At 56.1% G+C, this 20,463-nt stretch carries 20 protein-coding genes; 12 read left to right on the top strand and 8 right to left on the bottom strand.

Annotated elements, in window-relative coordinates; translation table 11 throughout:
* Positions 1–131: 131 nt before the first annotated feature.
* The gene (gene hppD, locus BC440_RS17635) at positions 132–1,244 is read left to right on the top strand and encodes a 4-hydroxyphenylpyruvate dioxygenase (RefSeq protein WP_037990627.1); all 1,113 of its coding nucleotides are present in this window, start codon (positions 132–134) and stop codon (positions 1,242–1,244) included.
* A gap of 1,256 nt (positions 1,245–2,500) precedes the next feature.
* Here hppD and BC440_RS17630 read toward each other — a convergent pair.
* Genes BC440_RS17630 through BC440_RS17620 form a run of 3 tightly spaced genes read right to left on the bottom strand, consistent with a single transcriptional unit; the run spans position 2,501 to position 5,405 of the window.
* Positions 2,501–3,814: a TRAP transporter large permease gene (locus tag BC440_RS17630; protein ID WP_071240799.1), complete on the bottom strand. Its 1,314-nt coding sequence runs from the start codon at positions 3,812–3,814 to the stop codon at positions 2,501–2,503.
* Positions 3,814–4,350 carry a TRAP transporter small permease gene (locus BC440_RS17625; RefSeq protein WP_071240798.1) on the bottom strand — a complete coding sequence of 179 codons (537 nt, stop codon included), beginning with the start codon at positions 4,348–4,350 and terminating at the stop codon, positions 3,814–3,816. The genes BC440_RS17630 and BC440_RS17625 overlap by 1 nt, the downstream gene beginning before the upstream one ends.
* Positions 4,347–5,405, bottom strand: a complete 1,059-nt coding sequence (locus BC440_RS17620) for a TRAP transporter substrate-binding protein (protein ID WP_071240797.1) — start codon at positions 5,403–5,405, stop codon at positions 4,347–4,349. The genes BC440_RS17625 and BC440_RS17620 overlap by 4 nt, the downstream gene beginning before the upstream one ends.
* 199 nt (positions 5,406–5,604) lie before the next feature.
* On the opposite strand from BC440_RS17620, the gene BC440_RS17615 reads away from it, so the two are divergent.
* Positions 5,605–6,501 (top strand): IclR family transcriptional regulator, encoded by an 897-nt coding sequence (locus BC440_RS17615; protein ID WP_071240796.1) that lies wholly within the window; start codon positions 5,605–5,607, stop codon positions 6,499–6,501.
* Here the strand turns inward: BC440_RS17615 and BC440_RS17610 are convergent.
* Positions 6,458–6,886, bottom strand: a complete 429-nt coding sequence (locus tag BC440_RS17610; protein ID WP_071240795.1) for a MarR family transcriptional regulator — start codon at positions 6,884–6,886, stop codon at positions 6,458–6,460. The two genes, BC440_RS17615 and BC440_RS17610, sit on opposite strands and share 44 nt — an antisense overlap.
* A 79-nt stretch (positions 6,887–6,965) precedes the next feature.
* Between BC440_RS17610 and hmgA the strand changes: the two genes are divergently transcribed.
* From hmgA to maiA, 3 genes are read left to right on the top strand one after another with little or no spacing between them, the layout of a single operon-like run.
* The gene (hmgA, locus tag BC440_RS17605; RefSeq protein ID WP_071240794.1) at positions 6,966–8,345 is read left to right on the top strand and encodes a homogentisate 1,2-dioxygenase; all 1,380 of its coding nucleotides are present in this window, start codon (positions 6,966–6,968) and stop codon (positions 8,343–8,345) included.
* Between the two features lie 56 nt (positions 8,346–8,401).
* On the top strand, positions 8,402–9,421 hold the full coding sequence (locus BC440_RS17600) for a fumarylacetoacetate hydrolase family protein (protein ID WP_071240793.1): 1,020 nt from the start codon (positions 8,402–8,404) through the stop codon (positions 9,419–9,421).
* Complete coding sequence (maiA, locus tag BC440_RS17595; RefSeq protein WP_071240792.1) at positions 9,418–10,068, top strand: maleylacetoacetate isomerase; 651 nt, start codon at positions 9,418–9,420, stop codon at positions 10,066–10,068. The genes BC440_RS17600 and maiA overlap by 4 nt, the downstream gene beginning before the upstream one ends.
* Here maiA and BC440_RS17590 read toward each other — a convergent pair.
* Positions 10,065–10,319 (bottom strand): hypothetical protein, encoded by a 255-nt coding sequence (locus BC440_RS17590; protein WP_071240791.1) that lies wholly within the window; start codon positions 10,317–10,319, stop codon positions 10,065–10,067. The two genes, maiA and BC440_RS17590, sit on opposite strands and share 4 nt — an antisense overlap.
* A gap of 213 nt (positions 10,320–10,532) precedes the next feature.
* On the opposite strand from BC440_RS17590, the gene BC440_RS17585 reads away from it, so the two are divergent.
* A complete protein-coding gene (locus BC440_RS17585; protein WP_037988237.1) occupies positions 10,533–10,970 on the top strand; it encodes an Lrp/AsnC family transcriptional regulator in 438 nt (145 codons plus the stop codon).
* Positions 10,971–11,024: 54 nt separating this feature from the next.
* Here the strand turns inward: BC440_RS17585 and BC440_RS17580 are convergent, their stop codons facing one another.
* Both BC440_RS17580 and BC440_RS17575 read right to left on the bottom strand, forming a co-directional pair.
* The gene (locus BC440_RS17580) at positions 11,025–12,266 is read right to left on the bottom strand and encodes a saccharopine dehydrogenase family protein (protein WP_037988235.1); all 1,242 of its coding nucleotides are present in this window, start codon (positions 12,264–12,266) and stop codon (positions 11,025–11,027) included.
* Positions 12,267–12,317: 51 nt separating this feature from the next.
* Positions 12,318–13,415: a carboxynorspermidine decarboxylase gene (locus BC440_RS17575; protein WP_071240790.1), complete on the bottom strand. Its 1,098-nt coding sequence runs from the start codon at positions 13,413–13,415 to the stop codon at positions 12,318–12,320.
* Positions 13,416–13,935: 520 nt separating this feature from the next.
* Between BC440_RS17575 and BC440_RS17570 the strand changes: the two genes are divergently transcribed.
* From BC440_RS17570 to BC440_RS17560, 3 genes are all read left to right on the top strand, one after another.
* Positions 13,936–14,409: a nuclear transport factor 2 family protein gene (locus tag BC440_RS17570; RefSeq protein ID WP_037988232.1), complete on the top strand. Its 474-nt coding sequence runs from the start codon at positions 13,936–13,938 to the stop codon at positions 14,407–14,409.
* Positions 14,410–14,416: 7 nt separating this feature from the next.
* Positions 14,417–14,992 carry a TetR/AcrR family transcriptional regulator gene (locus tag BC440_RS17565; protein ID WP_071240789.1) on the top strand — a complete coding sequence of 192 codons (576 nt, stop codon included), beginning with the start codon at positions 14,417–14,419 and terminating at the stop codon, positions 14,990–14,992.
* A 156-nt stretch (positions 14,993–15,148) separates the two neighbouring features.
* Complete coding sequence (locus BC440_RS17560) at positions 15,149–15,634, top strand: VOC family protein (RefSeq protein ID WP_063093097.1); 486 nt, start codon at positions 15,149–15,151, stop codon at positions 15,632–15,634.
* On the opposite strand, the gene BC440_RS17555 is transcribed toward BC440_RS17560, so the two are convergent.
* Entirely contained in the window at positions 15,635–16,666 is a 1,032-nt protein-coding gene (locus BC440_RS17555; protein WP_071240788.1) for a LacI family DNA-binding transcriptional regulator, read from the bottom strand.
* A 185-nt stretch (positions 16,667–16,851) separates the two neighbouring features.
* Here BC440_RS17555 and BC440_RS17550 point away from each other — a divergent pair, with 185 nt between their 5' ends.
* The 3 genes from BC440_RS17550 (at position 16,852) to BC440_RS17540 (ending at position 20,444) form a co-directional block, all read left to right on the top strand.
* On the top strand, positions 16,852–18,405 hold the full coding sequence (locus BC440_RS17550; RefSeq protein ID WP_071240787.1) for a sugar ABC transporter ATP-binding protein: 1,554 nt from the start codon (positions 16,852–16,854) through the stop codon (positions 18,403–18,405).
* On the top strand, positions 18,398–19,411 hold the full coding sequence (locus BC440_RS17545; protein WP_037988226.1) for an ABC transporter permease: 1,014 nt from the start codon (positions 18,398–18,400) through the stop codon (positions 19,409–19,411). The genes BC440_RS17550 and BC440_RS17545 overlap by 8 nt, the downstream gene beginning before the upstream one ends.
* A gap of 64 nt (positions 19,412–19,475) precedes the next feature.
* On the top strand, positions 19,476–20,444 hold the full coding sequence (locus BC440_RS17540) for an ABC transporter substrate-binding protein (protein WP_062949568.1): 969 nt from the start codon (positions 19,476–19,478) through the stop codon (positions 20,442–20,444).
* Positions 20,445–20,463 lie beyond the last annotated feature (19 nt).

Raw genomic sequence — 20,463 nt, 5'->3', positions numbered from 1 at the left:
TTCGATGATTGATGCATGATATGTGTATGAAATGGCGAAAATCAACCGGGAATGCACGCACATTGCGGGCGATCTGGCGCAAGATGGGTCCATAACAAGAACCATTCCAATTCCAGATCAAGGAGCCTTCGATGGGACCGTTTCCACATGATGCCCCCCGCGCAACAATCACGGCCGATAACCCGGCCGGAACCGATGGCTTTGAGTTTGTCGAATTTGCCCATGAAGAGGCCGAGAAGCTTGAAACCCTGTTTGCGCGCATGGGCTATATGCCGGTTGCCAGACACAAATCAAAAAACATCACCGTCTGGCGTCAGGGTGACATCAACTACATCCTGAATGCAGAACCCGGTTCGCATGGCATGAAGTTTGTCGAGATGCATGGCCCCTGTGCGCCGTCGATGGCGTGGCGGGTGGTTGATGCCAAACACGCGTTTGATCATGCGGTTTCCAAGGGGGCGGAGCCGTATATGGGCGATGACAAAACCCTTGATGTCCCGGCGATTGTCGGCATTGGCGGATCGATTTTGTATTTCATCGATGCGTATGGTGAAACCGGTTCGGCCTATGACGCGGAATTTGACTGGCTGGGCGAACGCGACCCGAAACCCGAAGGGGTCGGTTTCTATTATCTCGACCATCTGACGCATAATGTCTATCGCGGCAACATGGATAAATGGTGGGATTTCTATCGGGAGCTTTTCAATTTCAAACAGATCCACTTCTTTGACATTGCTGGTAAAATCACCGGTCTGGTCAGCCGCGCGATTACATCGCCGTGCGGCAAAATCCGTATTCCGCTAAACGAATCAACCGATGACAAAAGCCAGATCGAAGAATACCTCAAAAAATACAACGGCGAAGGTATTCAGCATATCGCGGTCGGGACGGATGGCATTTATGACGCCACCGACAGGCTTGCGGCGAATGACCTTAAATTCATGCCGGGTCCGCCCGATACCTATTACGAACAATCCCATGATCGCGTGCAGGGCCATGACGAGCCGATTGAGCGCATGAAAAAACATGGCATCCTGATCGATGGCGAGGGCGTTGTCGATGGTGGCATGACCAAAATCCTGTTGCAGATTTTCTCGAAAACCGTGATCGGCCCGATCTTCTTTGAATTCATCCAGCGCAAAGGCGATGAAGGCTTTGGCGAGGGGAATTTCCGAGCCCTGTTTGAAAGCATCGAAGAAGACCAGATCCGTCGCGGCGTTCTGAAAGTCGATGCGGCGGAATAGGGCAGTTGAGCAGGGCAGGCGGATTAAATTGCGCCTGCCCAAGTTATTGAAAAGTATATCATTTTCACCGTATTGAGCTTTGGTTGGGAACTTTTTCCGGTTTTCCGGAAAATTGTTCTTGATTTGTTCTTTTGGTTGTGTCATAAAGATAAAGTCAACAGGACAAATGGGTCCGGAGACAAAACCCGCAAAGCGTGATTCGCTTTTGCGGGTTTTTGCGTTTCGGGCGGCAAAAACAGGAATGGGATGATGATGGGACAGCGATCTGACGGGATGACATGGCGGGGACGGCGTCGCCAAAAGCACGTTCATGGCGCATGGAAAAGCCATTACGGCGGTGGTGTGTTCTTGCCGTAAGGCCACGCGAAATTTGCGAAAAACGGGTGTTTATCATGACGGGAGAAATGTGTCCTTGGGGCAAGGGTGTTTGTTCGGAGCAGGGATAGCCGGGGCGAGGTGAAGTTGGTCCGGTCCAGTTCAGTCCGGGGTCAGTCCGGTCGGTGAAGCGTGACAATGCCGAGAATCAGCGGGCCCGAATTGCGCCCGGATTGGGTCGGCACGGGATCGGCTGGCCGGGGTGCCGGGGGCAGGCAGGATCGGTTGCCAGCGGGCCGATGGAGCGTTCGGAGATGCCGAAAGGCTGGTGATCGATGGCGGGATTTGTGCCAGCCATGCGACAACGCGGTTGCCCTTTGGGCGAGGTGCGTTTTCGGTGTTCATCGAAAGCCAGAGGTGTTTGTTTGGGGCAGCGGGGACTGGGGGATGCCGGTCTGGTGCAGCCCGGTTCCGTTCATCCCCGTCTCGTCCTCTCCGCTTCCGTCTAGCCCACCCGGTCGGTAGCGTTTGGCAATGCTAGGGCAGCGGGCTTGGATTGGGGGGGTGTTGGATCGGCTTGGCTTGGCTTGGTTGACGGGGGGATTGCCAGTGGTGCCGGTGGAGCGTTTGGACATGCCGAGGGGACGATGGAGCGTTTCCGGCGTCAGTCGAAGGCGAACAGGGTTTGCTTGGGGCAGCGGGAACTGAGCGCGGCCAGACTGGTCCCGTTCAGTCTGTCCGGTTCGCCGGTCGGTGGTGATTGGCGATGCCGAGGGGCATCGGACTTGGTTGGCGGCAGGCCGATTGTGCGTTCGGGCATGCCGGGAGGTCGGTCATCGATGGCGGGGTGTGTGTCCTGCCATCGATGATGCTGTTGCCCTTGTCCGGGGTTGGGGCGGGTTTCCGGCATGGGTCGAAAACGGTTACACCGGGGCGTGAGCCTAGTAGGCACCAAACCCCAGAAGATGCGGCAGCCACAAAACCAGACCGGGGATGGCGACCATCAGGATGACGCGGATGAAATCGGCGGCGAGGAAGGGCAGGATGCCGCGGGACAGGGTGGTGATGGTCATGTCGGATGACACGCCCTGAATGATGAAAAGGTTCATGCCAATCGGTGGCGTGATCAGGCCGATTTCAACGACCGATACCAGAACAACCCCGAACCAGATCGGATCATAACCAACCCCGGTAATCACACCGTAGGCAGGCACCACGGTGAGGAGGATCATGGAAAGGCTGTCCATGAAGCATCCGAGCACGACGTAAAACACCAGAAGCGCGATCAGCACGACAAGCGGTGAATAGCCTTGCGTGGTGATCCAGTCCACCAGTGTCTGGGTCAGGCCGCTGGTTTCGATGAAGAAATTGAACAGCGCCGCCCCGATCAGGATCAGGAAAATCATCCCGGTCATGCCGGCGGTTTCGCGGATGCCGGTGCGTAAAACCGTCCAGTTCAGCCGTTTGCGCAAAAACGCAAACAGCAGGGCGCCACCGGCACCAACAGCCGCGGCCTCCGTCGGGGAAAACAGGCCGGCATAAATCCCGCCGATCACCAGAACGATCAAGACGATGGCATCCCACATGCGCAGCAAGGCACCCCAGCGTTGGGACCAGGGGACATAGTCACTGACCGGGGCGAGGGAAGGATTCCGCATCACCTGAATTCGGATGGAGATGATGTAAAGTACCGTCGCCAGAAGGCCCGGGATCATCGCACCGGCAAACAGGGCACCGATGGATTGTTCGGTCATCAGCGCGTAAATTACCAGAAGGATCGATGGCGGGATCAGAACGCCAAGGGTGCCGCCCGCAGCAATCGATGCCCCGGCGAGGCTTTTGGCATAGCCGCGTGCGCGCATTTCAGGAAGGGCGACGCGGCCCATGGTCGCGCAGGTCGCAAGTGATGATCCGCAAATTGCGCCAAATACCGCGCTTGCCCCGATGCTGGACGCGGCCAGGCCGCCCGGACGATGGCCGGAAAATGCGGTGATGCCGCGAAACAGATTGTTTGATAGCCCGGAATGGGAGGCAAACACGCCCATGAAAATGAAGAGCGGCACCACCGAAAGGCCATAGGGGAATATCGCCTCGAACGGGAGGCTTGCCATGACGTAGCTTGCCGACATCCAGTCGGTCAGAAGCAAGGTGCCTATGATGCCGACAAGTGCCATTGCGACCGCGACCGGTACGCGCAAAAGGGCCAGTGCGAGTGCGGCCACAAACCCGATCAATCCCGCCCATTCCGTCGCCATCAGTTCTTCTCGTCCGTTAAAAGCAGTTTTAGAAATTGCACAAGACACACCAGTGTCGAGATCGCCATGCCGGTCAGAAGGAAGGCCCAGAACAGGATCATCGGGATCGCAAGGTTTTGCGATACATCCCCATAGGTCCATTGTTCCATTGCGCGCCCCCATGACAGATAAAACAGGAAGCCCATCAATCCGGCGCATAAAAGCGGGATCAATCGATCAATGGTTTTAAACAGGATGCGAAGGCGGTTCTTGCCGATCAGATCGACGGTGACATGGGCATGCGCGCTAAAGGCATAGGGGATTGCCCATGAGGCGGCGGCCATGACGCAAAACTGGGTCAGGTCAACCGCACCCACCAGCGATTGCCCGCCAATGCGCCGCCAGATGATATCGACAACCACAATGGCAATCGCCCCGATCAAGGCCGCCATGCCGACAAAGGCCAGAATGTCGGTCAGTCGGTTCATGAAGCGATCAGATTGGTGAACCGCGGCATAAAGCCGCGATCCACCGGATTTTTCAGCCCGTTGCGTCATTTGTCGCCAGCGTGATATTTGGCATCAAATTCCGCGATCAGTTCCTGCGCACGTTTATAGATGGCGTCGGGGTCGGAGACGCCCTTTTCCTTCAGTCCGGCCAGGTATTCCTTGATCATCGGCTGGGATGCTTCCTGCCATTTGGCGCGGGTGGCATCGTCAATCGAGATGATTTCATTGCCGTGCTGTTCGGCGTTGGCCTTGCCAACGGCTTCCCATTTGGTCCACCAGTCACCAAATTTGCCGACAAGGACATCGCCGGAAATTTCGTCAATGGCGGCGCGGACATCATCGGGCAGGCTGTCATATTTCTTCTGGTTCATCACGAAATAGAAGCCCGCAGTATAGGCCGCGGCATCGGTGTGATATTTCAGAAGTTCGTTGGCCTTGACCGCGTTGACCAGATCCCAGGTGGCAACCAGACCTTCGATATTGCCCTTTTGCAGGTTTTCGTAAATCGCCGATGGCGGCAGGCCGACCGGGGATGCGCCAAAGGATTCCAGCATGGCCGAAATCGCCGGGCTTGGTGTTCTGAGTCGCAGGCCCTTGAGATCGTCAAGGGATCGAACCGGGTTATCAAGGGTGTGGATCAGGCCGCCCGGATGGGTGAACAGGGCAAGGAGCTTGAAGTCTTTATAGTCGCTGCCAAGCAGGCCTTCCTTGTAAAGCGTCCAAAGGGTTTCAGACCCGGAATCGGCATATTTCACCAGAAATGGCAGTTCAATGATCGAGGCGGCCGGATAGCGGTCACGCGGGATGCCGTTCAGGCCAACGGCCATATCCATGACACCTGCGCGGACCTGATCGGCCTGTCGGTCGATTTTGCCAAAGGCCGATGTCGCGTCATAAATTTCGACTTCGACCTTGCCATTGGTTTTTTCCGAAAGTTCCTTGCCCCAGCTTTCGAGGAAGTCTTTCTGGAAGCCGTGGCTTGGCGGCAGATAGTGGCTGACCTTCAGCGTGATGTCGGCAGCGTGGGCCATGCCCGCACCGGCCAGAATGGTTGCCCCGGCCAGAAGCCCAAGCAGTGTGTTGCGAAGTTTCATCGGTTTCATGTTCCTCTCCCTGTTTTCTGATCATGTGTTTGATCGTGCTTTTGATCGTTCCTTTGATCGGGCGGGTGCCAAGGGCGCATCACGGCCGCTGATGGGCTTTCCACGTTCTGATCATCGGTGTGGAGTGCTGTTTTTTCTTTGAATTGGAATTATGATATATATAATCAATTACGCAATATGAAATTTATGCAGGTAAATTTTGACCAAAGCCCCATCGAAAAACATCCCGGTTGCCGATACCGAAATCGACATTGCTGACGCGGTTGATGCGGCCGATACGCGCAAGGGCATTCAGTCGGTCGAGGTCAGCGGCGTGATCATTGCCGCATTGTGCGATTTCAAATTCCCGGTGCCGTTAAAGGATCTGGCGGCGGCGGTGGATATGCCACCGGCGAAGGTTCACCGTTATCTGGCCAGCCTGGTTCGGATCGGTCTTGCCTGGCAGGATGATCTGACCGGGCTTTACGGGCTGGGTCCGATGGCGTTGCGGATGGGCATTTCGGCGATTGAACGCAATGATGTTGTCATGCGGGCCGGGCGGCTTTTGCGCAATCTGGCGATTGATTTGCGGTCGTCCGGGCATCTGGCGATCTGGGGCGAACGGGGGCCGGTCCTGATCCGGACGGAACATGGCGGGCCGCCGATCATATCGACCATGGGGCTTGGCACGGTGATGCCGTTATTACGCTCCGCCACCGGGCAGGCGTTTTTATCGACCATGCCACGTGGGGCGATTGAGCATGTGATCCGCGCCGAGCAGGATATCCTGCATTGGGATGATGCGACGGTGGACCGGCTGATTGTCGAAACGCGCGAACGCGGTGCGGCGGTGATCGAGGGTGATATCGTGCCGGGCTTATCGGCGATCAGTGCGCCGGTCTATAATCTGGACGGGGCGGTGGCGTGTTGCGTGACATTGATGAACCCGAAGGCCAATTATTTCCAGCCCGGCCAACCGGCCTTTGACGTGTTTTTACGCGCGATTGCCGATTTCACCCAGAGCTGGGGCGGGAAGCCGCGCGATGAGGCCGAGGACATTCAAACAGCAATTATCAAAGATCATTCAGCTTTGTCAGGAGGTCGGAAAGGCGTTTGAAATCCGCGTCACCCAGAAAGTCGCGGACCTTTTTGTCATAGGCGATGCCCGCCTCGCACAGTGATTGAAAGGCCGATTGGCCCTGCGAGGTCAGTTCAAGGCGGTGAACGCGACGATCATTTTCGTTCTGGGCGCGTCGGAGCCAGCGGCGTTGTTCGATGGAAAAAACCGCACGCGAGACCTTGGTTTTATGCAGGCCCGTATGGGTGACGATTTCGGTCGCGGTAAGCGCGCCATATTGTCCAAGGGTTGCCAGAACCCGCCATTCGGATCGCGTCATCCGGTATCGGTCGCGATAGATGTTGCGAAAGCCAAGACTGACCTTTTCGCTGGCGTGATGCATCAGAAACGGCAGAAAGCGGTGCAGATCAAATTCGGATTTCATGGCTTTAAAAGGCTGTTTGATAGTTACAAAAATTACAGTTACGGATGTAACTATATCGAAGATTGGTAGGAAAAAGGCAATGACGGATCACAAGGTTACGACTGGAACCGCCGGAAATGCTGCAAACGGCGTTGTGAACGATCTGCGTTACATGCCCGGTTTTGGCAATGATTTTGAAACCGAAAGCCTTCCCGGCGCCTTGCCGCAGGGGCAGAACAGCCCGCAGAAATGTGCCTATGGCCTTTATGCCGAACAGCTTTCGGGATCGCCCTTTACCGCGCCGCGTGGCACCAATGAACGGTCGTGGCTGTATCGCATGCGGCCCAGCGTGCGCCATAACGGGCGGTTCAAATCCTTTGCCCTGCCGGAATGGAAAACCGCCCCGTGTGTGAATGACCACAGCCTTGCACTTGGTCAGTTGCGCTGGGACCCGGTGCCGATGCCAAGCAAACCCACCGATTTCATTTCCGGCATGCGCACGGTGACCACGGCCGGGGACGCCATGACCCAGACCGGCATGGCAAGCCACGTTTATGTGTGCAACACCGATATGGTGGATGATTATTTTTTCAATGCGGATGGGGAATTGCTGGTAGTGCCCGAAAGCGGCACGCTTCGGATTTTTACCGAACTTGGCATCATGGATGTCGCGCCGCTTGAAATCGCGTTGATCCCGCGTGGCATGATGTTCAAGGTGTCGATCCTGACGCCGGGGATTGATGGTGGTGCGCGCGGTTATGTCTGCGAAAACTATGGGGCGAAATTCACCCTGCCGGAACGCGGGCCGATTGGGGCCAACTGCCTTGCCAATCCGCGCGATTTCAAAACGCCGGTGGCGGCTTATGAGGATAAGGAAACGCCGTGCAGGATCCTGATCAAATGGTGCGGGCAGTTCCATGAAACCGGGATCGGGCATTCGCCGCTGGATGTGGTGGCGTGGCATGGCAATTATACGCCGTTCAAATATGATCTTCGGACATTTTCGCCGGTGGGGGCGATCCTGTTTGATCATCCCGATCCGTCGATCTTTACCGTGCTAACCGCCCCATCGGGCGAGGCGGGGACGGCAAATATCGATTTTGTCATCTTCCCGCCGCGCTGGATGGTGGCGGAACATACCTTCCGCCCGCCATGGTATCACCGCAATATCATGTCGGAATTCATGGGGCTGATTTGCGGGCAATATGATGCCAAGGAAAAGGGTTTCGTTCCCGGTGGCATGAGCCTGCATAACATGATGCTGGCCCATGGGCCGGATGCGTTCGGGTTTGAAAAGGCATCAAACGGGGAGCTTGGCCCGCAGAAGCTGGATGGCACGATGGCCTTCATGTTTGAAACCCGTTTTCCGCAGCAATTGACGAAATTTGCCGCCGAGCTTGAGACCCTTCAGGATGATTATCTTGAATGCTGGGACGGGCTGGAGCGCAAATTTGATGGCACGCCGGAAGGCCGCCCCTAATCGATAAAAAGAACATCACAGGACTTAACGACAGGAATGCCGGAGGCATAAAACCGATGAAACTCGCAACCCTTAAAAACGGCACCCGTGACGGCCAGCTTGTTCTGGTGACCAAAGACCTTGGCGAATATGTCGATGCCAGTGCGATTGCGCCGACATTGCAGGCAGCGCTTGATAACTGGGACGATGTTGCGCCGCGCCTGAAAGAGCTGGCCGATGAAATCGCCGCCGGATCGACGATTGCCAAACGTTTCGCGCTTGATGAAACCAAGCTGCATTCACCCCTGCCGCGTGCGTTTCAGTGGGCGGATGGGTCGGCCTATGTCAACCATGTCGAACTGGTGCGCAAGGCGCGCGGTGCGGAAATGCCCGAAACTTTCTGGACCGATCCGCTGATGTATCAGGGTGGCTCGGATAGCTTCCTGGGACCGCGTGATGATATCGCCATGGCCGATACGGCATGGGGCATTGATATGGAAGGCGAGATTGCCGTCATCACGGGTGACGTGCCGATGGGTGCATCGATTGATCAGGCGCGTGATGCGATCCGTTTGATCATGCTGGTCAATGATGTGTCGTTGCGCGGCCTCATCCCCGGGGAGCTGGCCAAGGGATTTGGCTTTTTCCAGTCCAAGCCGTCCTCGGCCTTTTCGCCGGTTGCGGTGACGCCCGATGAACTTGGCGAGGCGTGGGATGGCGGCAAGGTTCACCTGCCGCTTTGCGTTGATCTGAACGGCAAGCCATTTGGCCGGGCCAATGCCGGGGTCGATATGACCTTTGATTTTGCCCAACTGATTGCGCATGCCGCGAAAACCCGCCCGCTTTGTGCCGGATCGATCATCGGGTCGGGCACGGTTTCGAACAAGCTTGACGGTGGGCCGGGCAAGCCGGTGGCGCAGGGCGGGGCGGGATATTCCTGCATTGCCGAAATCCGCATGATCGAAACCATTGAAAACGGCAAACCGGAAACCCCGTTCATGCAGTTTGGTGATCAGGTCCGGATCGAGATGCGCGATGCCAATGGTCAGTCGATCTTTGGCGCGATTGACCAGAGCGTTGTGAAGTACGAAGCATGAGCGACGTCATCCTGTATGATTATTGGCGGTCTTCGGCCAGCTATCGGGTCCGGATTGCGCTTTCGCTGATGGATATGGCGTATCAATCCGTTGCGGTTGACCTTGTGGCGGGGGCGCATAAAGCGCCTGATTTCCGTGAGCGTAATCCGCAGGGGTTGGTGCCCGCCCTTGAGATCGACGGGTTGGTGCTGACCCAGTCACTTGCAATCATCGAATATCTTGATGAAACCCGAAAGGGTGCGGTGTTCCTGCCGAAGGACGCGGTCGGGCGGCAGCGGGTGCGCGCACTTTCGCATGCGATTGCGATGGATATTCACCCGGTCTGTAATCTGGGCGTTGTCGGCAATGTCATGAAACAGGCCGAGGCCCACGGCGAAGACCCGGCCAAGGTGCGGCTGGCATGGATGGGGAAATATATCGGCGAGGGGCTTGAAGCGTTTGAACGGCTTCTGGATCATCCGGGCACGGGCAGCTTTTGCCACGGTGATCGTCCATCAATGGCCGATATCTGTCTGATCCCGCAGATTTATAATGCGCGGCGGTGGGAAGTTGATTTACGCCACCTTCCGATGGTCAACCAGATTGCCGAACGGTGCCTTGCGATGGACGCGTTTGCCCGCGCCCATCCTGATCTTTGTCCGCGTTAATTGCTGCTGGCCGGTTTGCCGGTCTGGCAGGCCTGTTCAATAGCACTGCGGTCAAGTCCGATATCGCGCAGCATGAAATCGGGATAGTCGCGCAGCAATGCGGCATCGCGGGCGATCCTGCGGCGGTGCGCAACCGTCTGAACGGAAAGGACGAGCCAGCGCCAGACAAATGTGCCGAACGACGCGTGCGCGGTCGGCCCGGCATGGGGGGCGGTGGCGACGAGGGAGTTTGTCGTGATCTGTGCTGGCATGATGCTGGCTCGCTAGTTTGCTTTTGCTAATGAGTTCGAGATCGGTTTCGAACACAGGTAAAAATTAGCCTGCCTTGCGCGAGTTCGGTGCGCAAAGATCGCAAAAGCGTGCGAAATTTCCGCAAATTTTACGTAAAAACGATTTTTCTTATCGGCCCGGTTCGGTCATTGTTTCGGGCGTATTGAAAGCCATGGGTTTGGGGCAGGGGCATTTTGACCGAACTTGATAAATTCGACTATCGCCTGCTGGAACTGTTGCAGCAGAACAGTCGCCTGACGGGAAATGAATTGTCGGCACAGGTGGGATTGTCATCGGCGGCGTGTCTTCGCCGGGTGCAGCGTTTGCGCGAAAGCGGCGTTATCGAACGCGACGTTGCCGTGGTATCCCCCAAGGTATTTGGCAAACGGATGATGATCATTGTTTTGCTGACCATGGATCGTGATCGGCCGGATCGCTATATGCTGATGCGCGAGGAATTCGGCAAAATGCCCGAAGTCGTGCAATGCCATCACGTGACCGGGGCGCATGATTTTGTCCTGCGCATTCAGGTGGCCGATATGGATGAATATAGCGCGTTCGTGGATCGGGTTTTTCATCAGCCCTATATCAAGCGCTATGAGAGCCTCGCGGTTCTGGGGTCGCTTAAATAAAAACGGCGGGCATCAAAGCCCGCCGTTCGTATTTTGGATCATCAGGATTATGGCTTAGGCGAAATCAAGCGCACGGTCGCCATTGGCGTCCTTGATGCGGGTCGGAAGACCCATGCCGTTCAGAAGGTTCAGGAACGGTTTGGACGGCAGTTCTTCAACATTTGCCATCTTTTTCACATCCCATTCGCCGGTTGCGATCAGCATGGCGGCTGCGACGGGCGGAACGCCAGCGGTATAGGAAATACCCTGGCTTCCGACTTCCTCGTACGCGTCCTTGTGGTCGGCGACATTATAGATCAGGACCTCGGTTTCCTTGCCATCCTTGCGGCCCTTGACCAGATCGCCGATGCAGGTTTTGCCGGTATAGTCGGGGGCCAGCGAGCTTGGATCGGGCAGGCAGGCCTTGACGACCTTGAGCGGCACGACTTCGAGGCCCTCGGCGGTTGTGACCGGCTTTTCCGAGAGCAGGCCGATATTGTTCAGGACCGTGAAGACATTGACGTAATGATCGCCAAAGCCCATCCAGAAACGGACATTGGGGACGTCCAGATTCTGTGAGAGGGAATGGACTTCGTCATGGCCGGTCATGAAGGTCTGGCTTTCGCCGACAACCGGCATGTCCCAGATTTTCTTGACCTCGAACATCCTGTTTTCCTGCCAGGCGTTGTTCTGCCAGGAATAGACCGTGCCGGTGAATTCGCGGAAATTGATTTCCGGGTCGAAATTGGTGGCAAAATATTTGCCGTGGCTGCCGGCATTGATGTCGATGATGTCAATCGAGTCAATCTTGTCGAAGTAATCCTCGACCGCGAGTTTGGCATAGGCATTGACCACGCCCGGATCAAAACCGACGCCCAGGATCGCGGTGACACCGGCCTTTTCGCATTCTTCACGGCGTTTCCACTCGTAATTTGCGTACCATGGCGGGGTTTCGCAGATCTTGTCCTGTTCTTCATGGATGGCGGTGTCGAGATAGGCAACGCCCGCCTTGATGCAGGCAGACATGACCGGCATGTTGATGAAGGCAGAGCCGACATTGATGACGATTTCGCAGCCGGTTTTCTTGATCAATGCGACGGTGGCATCGATATCGGTTGCGTCAAGCGCATGGCCTTCGAGGACGCCGGCATTCTTCAGGTTTTTCTTTTCGTGAATGCTGTCGATGATTTTCTGGCATTTTTCCGCAGTACGCGACGCAATATGGATATCGCCAAGCACATCATTATGCTGTGCACATTTGTGCGCGACGACCTGTGCGACGCCACCTGCGCCGATAATCAGAACATTCTTCTTCATTTCGGGCCAAAAACTCCCTTTTTACGAATAGATGAAACCCAAAGCGCCTTTTTACGAAAGGCTCGAAACATAATCATCGAAGGTGAACTCACGTATAACGCGTTCGCTGCCGTCGAGTTCCTTGATCACGATGGACGGCATGCCGACACCGTTGAACCAGTTCTTTTTGACCATGGTGTAACCGGCGGCATCCTGAATGGAAATGCGGTCGCCGACCTTGATCTCGTTTTCGAAATTGAATTCGCCAAAAACGTCACCGGCAAGGCAGGATTTGCCGCAGATCATATAGGCATGATCGCCTGTGTTCGGCTCGATCTTGGCGGTTTCGCGATAGATCAGAAGATCGAGCATGTGGGCTTCGATGGAGCTATCGACAATCGCAAGGTTTTTGCCATTGAACAGCGTATCGAGCACGGTGACCTCAAGGGTGGTGCTTTTGGTGATCGAGGCCTCGCCGGGTTCAAGATAAACCTGAACACCGTATTTTTCCGAAAAGGCCTTGAGCCGGGCGCAGAATTTATCAAGCGGGTAATTGTCCCCGGTGAAGTGAATGCCGCCACCGAGGCTTACCCATTCGACGCGCGACAGAAGCGTGCCGAACTTGGTTTCGATATCGCCCAGCATTTTGTCGAACAGATCGAAATCGGCGTTTTCACAGTTATTGTGGATCATGAAGCCGGAAATGCGGTCCATGACGGCCTCGACCTTGGTGACGTCCCATTCGCCAAGACGCGAAAACGGGCGGGCCGGATCGGCCAGATCGAAGCTGGAACTTGAAACCTGCGGGTTCAGGCGAAGACCGCGCACGATGCCCGACGCGGCATCGGCAAAGCGGTTAAGCTGGCTGATCGAATTGAAGATGATCTTGTCGGCATTTTCGATGACTTCGTCGATTTCGGAATCGGCATAGGCCACGCTATAGGCATGGGTTTCCTTGCCGAATTTCTTGCGGCCCAGTTTGACTTCGTGCAGCGACGATGACGTCGTGCCATCCATATAGTCCGACATGAAATCGAAGACCGACCAGGTTGCAAAGCATTTCAATGCCAGCAAGGCCTTTGCGCCGGAATGTTCGCGCACATAGGCGATCTTTTCCATGTTGCGCAGCAGTTTCGATTTATCGATCAGATAATAAGGCGTATGCGGCATCGTATTCTGGTTCCTCGACCGAAGGCCCTGTTTTCAGGGACCGAAAAGACAACACGGAAAACGTCCGTCGACCGGCAAACATTCCCCGCAAGGTTCGGCATTCAAGCCCGGTTTGCGCCAACGAATTTCATACCATCGATGCGAAGGCGTTCTGTGCCTGTATCGCATGCGCCGCGACCCAATAGCAGCGGCGCGCACATGGGTCAACAGTATGACCGCATTGTATGATCGCGTGGCCTGTTGATCGGCGCGGTTGGCGGGGCGTTGAAAGCAGGGTTTGCGGCATTAACCATCTGATTTCATAGGGAAACAGGCAGCGATCACATGCAGGTTTCCGTTTCGTGAAACTTGGCGCGGTCCGGCGGGGCTTTGCGCATGTCCGATTTCCGACAATATCACCAAATCACGGATTTTGCATGGCCGGGGGCCAAAAAGCCCGAACGGGATTTTGGTGATTGCTTTTTTGTACCGATTGGAACATTGTTTACCGATTGGTACAGTAAAGCTGATGGAGCCGACGATGAGTGAGCTACGCCAACCCCTGCCGCCCTTTACGCGGGAAACCGCAATCCAGAAAGTCCGTATGGCCGAAGATGGCTGGAACAGCTGTGATCCGGCGCGGGTGTCGCTGGCCTATACGGTCGATACGATCTGGCGGAACCGTGCGGAATTTGCCAATGGCCGCGAGGAGGTCATTGCCTTTCTGACCCGCAAATGGAACAAGGAGCTTGAATATCGATTGATCAAAGAGTTGTGGGCGCATGACGGCAACCGGATCGCGGTGCGTTTTGCCTATGAGTATCGCGATGATTCGGGGAACTGGTATCGGGCCTATGGCAACGAGAATTGGGAATTTGCCGAGAATGGCCAGATGCATCGCCGGTTTGCCTGCATCAATGACATGCCGATCCGTGAAGAAGATCGCAAATTCTTCTGGGATCGTTCGGGGCCGCGCCCGGCGGATCATCCGGGCCTGTCCGATCTGGGATTATAAGTAAGCCATGCCAAAGATTATCGCGGAGCGTTCCGATGTTATTCCCGTCCTTGCGGAGATTTTCCGCGAGTATGGCTATGAAGGGGCGAGCCTTTCACTGATCGGGAGCCGGACGGGTCTGGGAAAGGGCAGCCTTTATCATTTCTTTCCCGGCGGCAAAGAGCAGATGGCATCCGAAGTGCTCCGCGAGATCGATGGCTGGTTCGAGGACGCGGTTTATAAACCGCTGCGTGACGGGGATGACCCACGGGCGGCGATTTTGGAAATGTGCCGGTCGGTTGCGACCTATTTCCGGTCGGGAAAGCGGGTGTGCCTGATTGGCGCATTCGCACTTGATAATGTGCGTGACCGTTTTTCCGACGCAATCCGCGATTATTTTGCGGTTTGGCAGAGTTCGTTGCAGCAGGCGCTTGTGCGGATCGGCCATGATGCGGACCGGGCATCGGATATCGCCGAAGATGCGATTTTATCGATCCAGGGGGCGCTGGTTTTGTCGCGTGCGCTTGACGATACGGCGGTGTTTGAGCGCGCCATGGTGCGGGTTGAAAGCGGGTTGCTGACCGGGCCCGATCAGGGGGGCTGACGCACAGCGCCAAATGGCGGCCGATACCATTGAGGGTGTCGAAAATGACAGGTTTCCAGACGTTTGACCCTTGATCATCGGGATCGGATGACTAAGTTTTATAATGATTTAGGGGCCTGAGCCCCAATCACCCAAGCGACAAATGAGGAGGCGTCCATGCCTGCACCCGTCAGTGTCGATCACTTGGCCTTTCCCACCCGCGATCTTGCGGCGACGGATGATTTTTATTCCCGTGTTCTGAAGGCCCGGCTGGTTCATGCCGAAAGCGGTTACAGTCCATCGTGGAAAAGCGATTATCTGCTGATTACCTTTGCGCTTTCTGATGGGACGCGGCTGTCATTCTTTGACTGGCCAGCCGATACCGGGCCGTATCCCGATGATCCCGATATGCCAGATGACGTGTTTCATATCGGGTTGCGCTGCGATGCGCCGCGCGATGTGATTGCCTGGCAGAACCATTTGTTCCAGCACAAGGTGGTTTATCACAACGAGGATGACGGGAAATCGCGGCGGTTGTTCATCCGTGATCCAAACGGCATCCGGTTTGAAATCTTTGCCGCCGATCAGCCGAAATACAGTGGCGATCACGAAGATCGGGCGCGGGCCGTTTACGAGGAATGGCAGAAGATCGCCAATCGCTGATTAATTTGGGCAGGGACCGGTGCTTTGGCGGATGATCAGTTCGGTCGGCACAATGACCGGATTTTCCGCCGGTTCCGGGATGGTTCCGGTTTTATCAAGCCGGGCGAGGAGCAGCGAAATCGCCTGTTCACCCAGACGTCGGCGCGGTTGACGCACGGTTGTCAGGGGCGGGTCGTAATTGGCGGCGAGATGGATATCATCAAACCCGACGACGGAAACATCGTGGGGCACGCGAAGGCCCAGTTCCTTGGCCGCGACAATGACGCCGATTGCCATGCCGTCCGACGCGCAGAAAAACGCCGTCGGGCGGTTTTTGATGTCTTTGAGCAGGGCACGCGCCGCCGAAATGCCCGATTCAATCGAAAAATCGCCGCTATAGATCAGCGACGGGTTGGCTTCGATGCCGCTGCTTGATAGTGCGCGGCGATATCCGGCGACGCGATCCGTCGTCAGGATGTTGCTGGCGGGGCCGGCGATATGGGCGATGCGGCTGTGGCCGAGGTCGAGCAGATGTTTGGTCGCGCTAAAGGCGGCCTTTTCATTGTCGATGATCACGGTCGGCAGGTTGCAGCCCGGAATGCGTTCGCAGGCAATGACCACGGGCGGGATGATCCCGCGCGGGGTGTTGGCCAGCGGTGCGGGCAGGCGGCCATTGAGCAGGATCATCGCATCGGCCTGATTGCTGCGCAGATAGGCGGCGTAGGTTGCTTCGCGTTCGGGTTCGTTCTGGGTGTCGCCGATCAGGACGTTATAGCCCGCCTTGCTGGCCCCTTGCTCGATCCCTGATAGAATTTCCGAAAAGAAAGGGTTTCCGATATCGGGTACGAGCAAAAGGATCATGCCAGAGCGATTGAGCCGCAGGTTGCGCGCCATGACATTGGCGGTATAGCCGGTCGCGGCGATGGCGGTTTGCACCTTTTCGCGCGTGGTTTCGGAAACCACATGGGGTTTGTGCAAGGCGCGGCTGACGGTGGCAATGGATACCCCGGCATGTTCGGCAACATCTTCAATCGTCGCGATTTTTTCGATCATGCTTCTTCCTACTCTGCCGCTGATACGCTGTCCAGCGGCATTGATGCCCGTGCGAAGGCCGGATTTCCGACGTGATTTTCATCACAACACGATAAATGTAAAGGTTTACATAAATAATGAAAACGTTTACACAAGAGGCAATCAAAAGTTGATCGCATCAATGCGACGCTAGGGAGGTTACATAGATGACGGATGCGGCTGTTCATGCCGTTAATCCCGGCACGGAGGGCAACATACGCCTGTCCGGTCGGAAGATTTGCAAGTCCTTTGGCCCGGCCCAGGTGCTTTTCGATGTTTCCATCGATCTGCATGCGGGGGAAGTGCATGCGCTTTTGGGCGAAAACGGTGCAGGCAAATCAACACTGGTTAAAATCCTGTCGGGCTATCACGAACCCACCGAAGGCGGGCTTGTCCTTGACGGGGCGGAGGTCAGCTTTGCCGATAGCGAGGCGGGCGAGGGGCATGGGGTTATCCTGATCCATCAGGAGCTTAACCTTGCCGAGCAACTGACCGTTGAAGAAAACATCTTTCTGGGTCGTGAGATCAAGCGGGGATGGTTCCTTGATAAAACCGCGATGCGCGCAGAGGCCAAGCGGCTTCTGGATCAACTGCAATGCGATGTCGATCCACGGACCCGTATTCGCGATCTTTCGGTTTCGGATCGCCAGATGGTGGAAATCGCCAAGGCGCTGAGCAAAAAGGCCGATATCCTGATCCTGGATGAACCGACGGCGGTTCTGACCGGGCGGGAGGTCGAGATCCTGTTTGATCAGATCCGGCGTCTGCGCGAACAGGGTGTTGCGATCCTGTATATTTCCCACAAGCTTGATGAAATCAAAGCCATTGCCGACCGTGTGACCGTGTTGCGCGATGGCCGCCATATCGTGACCGAGCCGGTGGCCGGGTTTAGCAAGGATGACATGGCGCGGCTTATGGTCGGGCGCGATATCAAACAGATGTTCCCGCACCGGGTATCGGATACCAGCGCGCCGGTTGTTTTATCGGTGCGCGATCTTTCGGTTCCGGGGCAGGTGCGCGACGCGAGCTTTGACCTGCACAAGGGCGAGGTTCTTGGTTTTGCCGGGATTGTCGGGGCGGGGCGGACCGCCCTGATGGAGGCGATCATCGGCCTTCGTGAAAGATCGTCGGGGACGATTGAACGCGATGGCAAGCCGGTGCGGATCACAAGTTTGCAGGATGCCAAAAACAGCGGCATTGCCTATCTGACCAAGGATCGCAAGGGCAGCGGGTTGTTGCTGAATATGGATATGCGGCCCAACCTGACCTTGCTGGCGCTGGAAAAATTCGGGCGCGTGATTGTTGATCGCAAGGCGGAAGAAGCCGCCCTTGAAAAGGCGATTGAGGCGTTTGACATCCGGGCGGCGGACCGCAAGGCCAAGGTCGGCGATTTTTCCGGGGGCAATCAGCAGAAGCTGTTGCTGGCGAAGGTCATGGAAACCGACCCGGATATCGTGATCATCGACGAGCCGACACGCGGCATCGATATCGGCACCAAAAGCCAGATTTACCATTTTATCGGCGATCTGACCGATCGCGGAAAATCCGTCATTCTCCTGTCGTCGGAAATGCCTGAAATGCTGGGCCTGTCAGATCGCATCGCGGTCATGGCGGCCGGACGCATTACCGGCATTCTTGAAGGAAACGACCGCAACGAACATGAAATCATGCGGCACGCGACAGGAATTTCAGGCCAGGAGGGAGTGTCTGTTCATGAGTAGCCTTGAGCGCCGCGAGGCCAGTGCCTCGCCCCGTTTTTCCATCGATTTCAAGGCGCTTGGCCCGTTTATGGCCCTTGTTGTGTTGTTTGTTCTGGGAACGGCGATCAATGATGCCTTTCTGAGTGGCGGCAACCTTTCCAATATTTTCACCCGTGCGGCCTTCATCGGCATTATCGCGGTGGGGGCGACCTTTGTGATCACGGCAGGCGGGATTGACCTTTCGGTCGGTTCGATGGCGGCGTTCATATCCGGTGCGATGATCGTGGTCATGAATACGCTGGTCGAGACACTCGGACCGGGGCTTGAAACCGTTCTGATCGGCATCGTGGTAAGCGTCATTCTTGGTATCGGGGCCGGGGCGGTCAACGGGCTGGTCAGTACCAAGGGCAAGATCGAGGCATTTATCGTCACCCTTGGCACGATGGGGATTTACAGATCGCTTGTGACCTATATGGCCGATGGCGGGACGCTATCGCTTGATTTCGAGGTGCGCGGAACCTATCGCCCGGTTTATTACGGCGAATTGCTGGGCATTCCGGTGCCGGTTCTGGTGTTCCTTGCCGTGGCGGTGGCGGGTTATGTGTTGCTGAATATGACGCCGTTCGGGCGCAAATGTTTTGCCATCGGCTCGAACGAGCAGGTGGCGCGTTATTCGGCGATCCATGTCGACCGGGTCAAGACGATGACCTATGTCATTCAGGGGCTTTGTGTGTCGATTGCGACCATCATTTATGTGCCCCGCCTTGGGTCGGCATCGAGTTCGACCGGTGTTCTTTGGGAACTTGAAGCGATTGCAGCGGTGATCATCGGCGGCACGATGCTTAAGGGCGGTTATGGCCGTATCTGGGGCACGGTGGTCGGGGCGATCATGCTGACCACGATTGGCAATATCCTTAACCTTACCGACGCGATCAGCAATTACCTGAACGGGGCTGTTCAGGGCTTGATCATTATCGTTGCCGTGTTCCTGCAACGCGGGGACTGGCGACGCAAGAAAAGCAAATAACCGGCGATCAACGTCCGGTTCAAGATGACGTACAGAATCATTTTTTGATCAGGAGGAAGCTTGAATGAAAACGATTACAAAGTTTCTCGGGGCGGCCTGCGTTGTGGGTCTTGGTCTTGCATCGACCTTGGCATCGACCACGGCACTGGCACAGGAAAAGGTAAAGATCGGGGTTTCGATCCCGGCGGCGACCCATGGCTGGGCCGGTGGTCTGAACTACCACGCGGAACAGGCTGAAAAGCGCCTTGAGGCGACCTATCCGAACCTGGATATCATTGTTGTTACCGCCAATGGTGCGGGGGAACAGGCCAACGATCTTGAAGATCTGGTATCGGTTCAGAATATCGATGCACTGGTGGTTCTGCCGTTTGAATCCGATCCGCTGACCGTGCCGGTCCAGCAGGTCAAGGAAGCGGGCAAGTTTGTCACCGTGGTTGACCGTGGTCTTTCGCTGCCGGGGATCGAGGATGTTTATGTTGCGGGTAACAACCCGGAACTCGGCCGTGTATCGGGCGAATACATCAAGGAACGTCTGGATGGCAAAGGCAAGATCGTCATCCTGCGCGGTATCCCGACCGTGATTGACGAAGAACGCGTCGAAGGTTTCATGACGGCAATCGAAGGATCGGATATCGAGGTCCTTGATATGAAGCACGCCAACTGGAACCGTGATGACGGGTATGAAGTCATGCAGGATTTCCTGTCGCGCTTCCCGGAAATCGATGCTGTCTGGGCGCAGGATGATGACATCGCGCTTGGCGTGATCGAAGCCGTCAAGCAGGCCGACCGGACCGATGAACTGTTCATCGTTGGCGGGGCTGGCATGAAGGACATCATCAAACGCGTGATGGATGGTGATGAACTGACCCCGATTGACGTTCTGTATCCGCCATCGATGATCGCAACCGCGATGGACATCACCGCGATGAAGTTCGTTTCCAATGCGGCGGTCGAAGGCCGTTACATTCTGGGTGCGACCGTCGTGACCCAGGAAAATGCCGAGAACTTCTATTTCCCGGACAGCCCGTTCTGATCCGGCTGTTCTGATGCGA

Source organism: Thalassospira sp. MIT1004, assembly GCF_001858545.1.
GTDB lineage: Bacteria > Pseudomonadota > Alphaproteobacteria > Rhodospirillales > Thalassospiraceae > Thalassospira > Thalassospira xiamenensis.
Note: the sequence above shows the minus strand (reverse complement) of the source record. Positions and strands in the feature narration are given on the sequence as shown.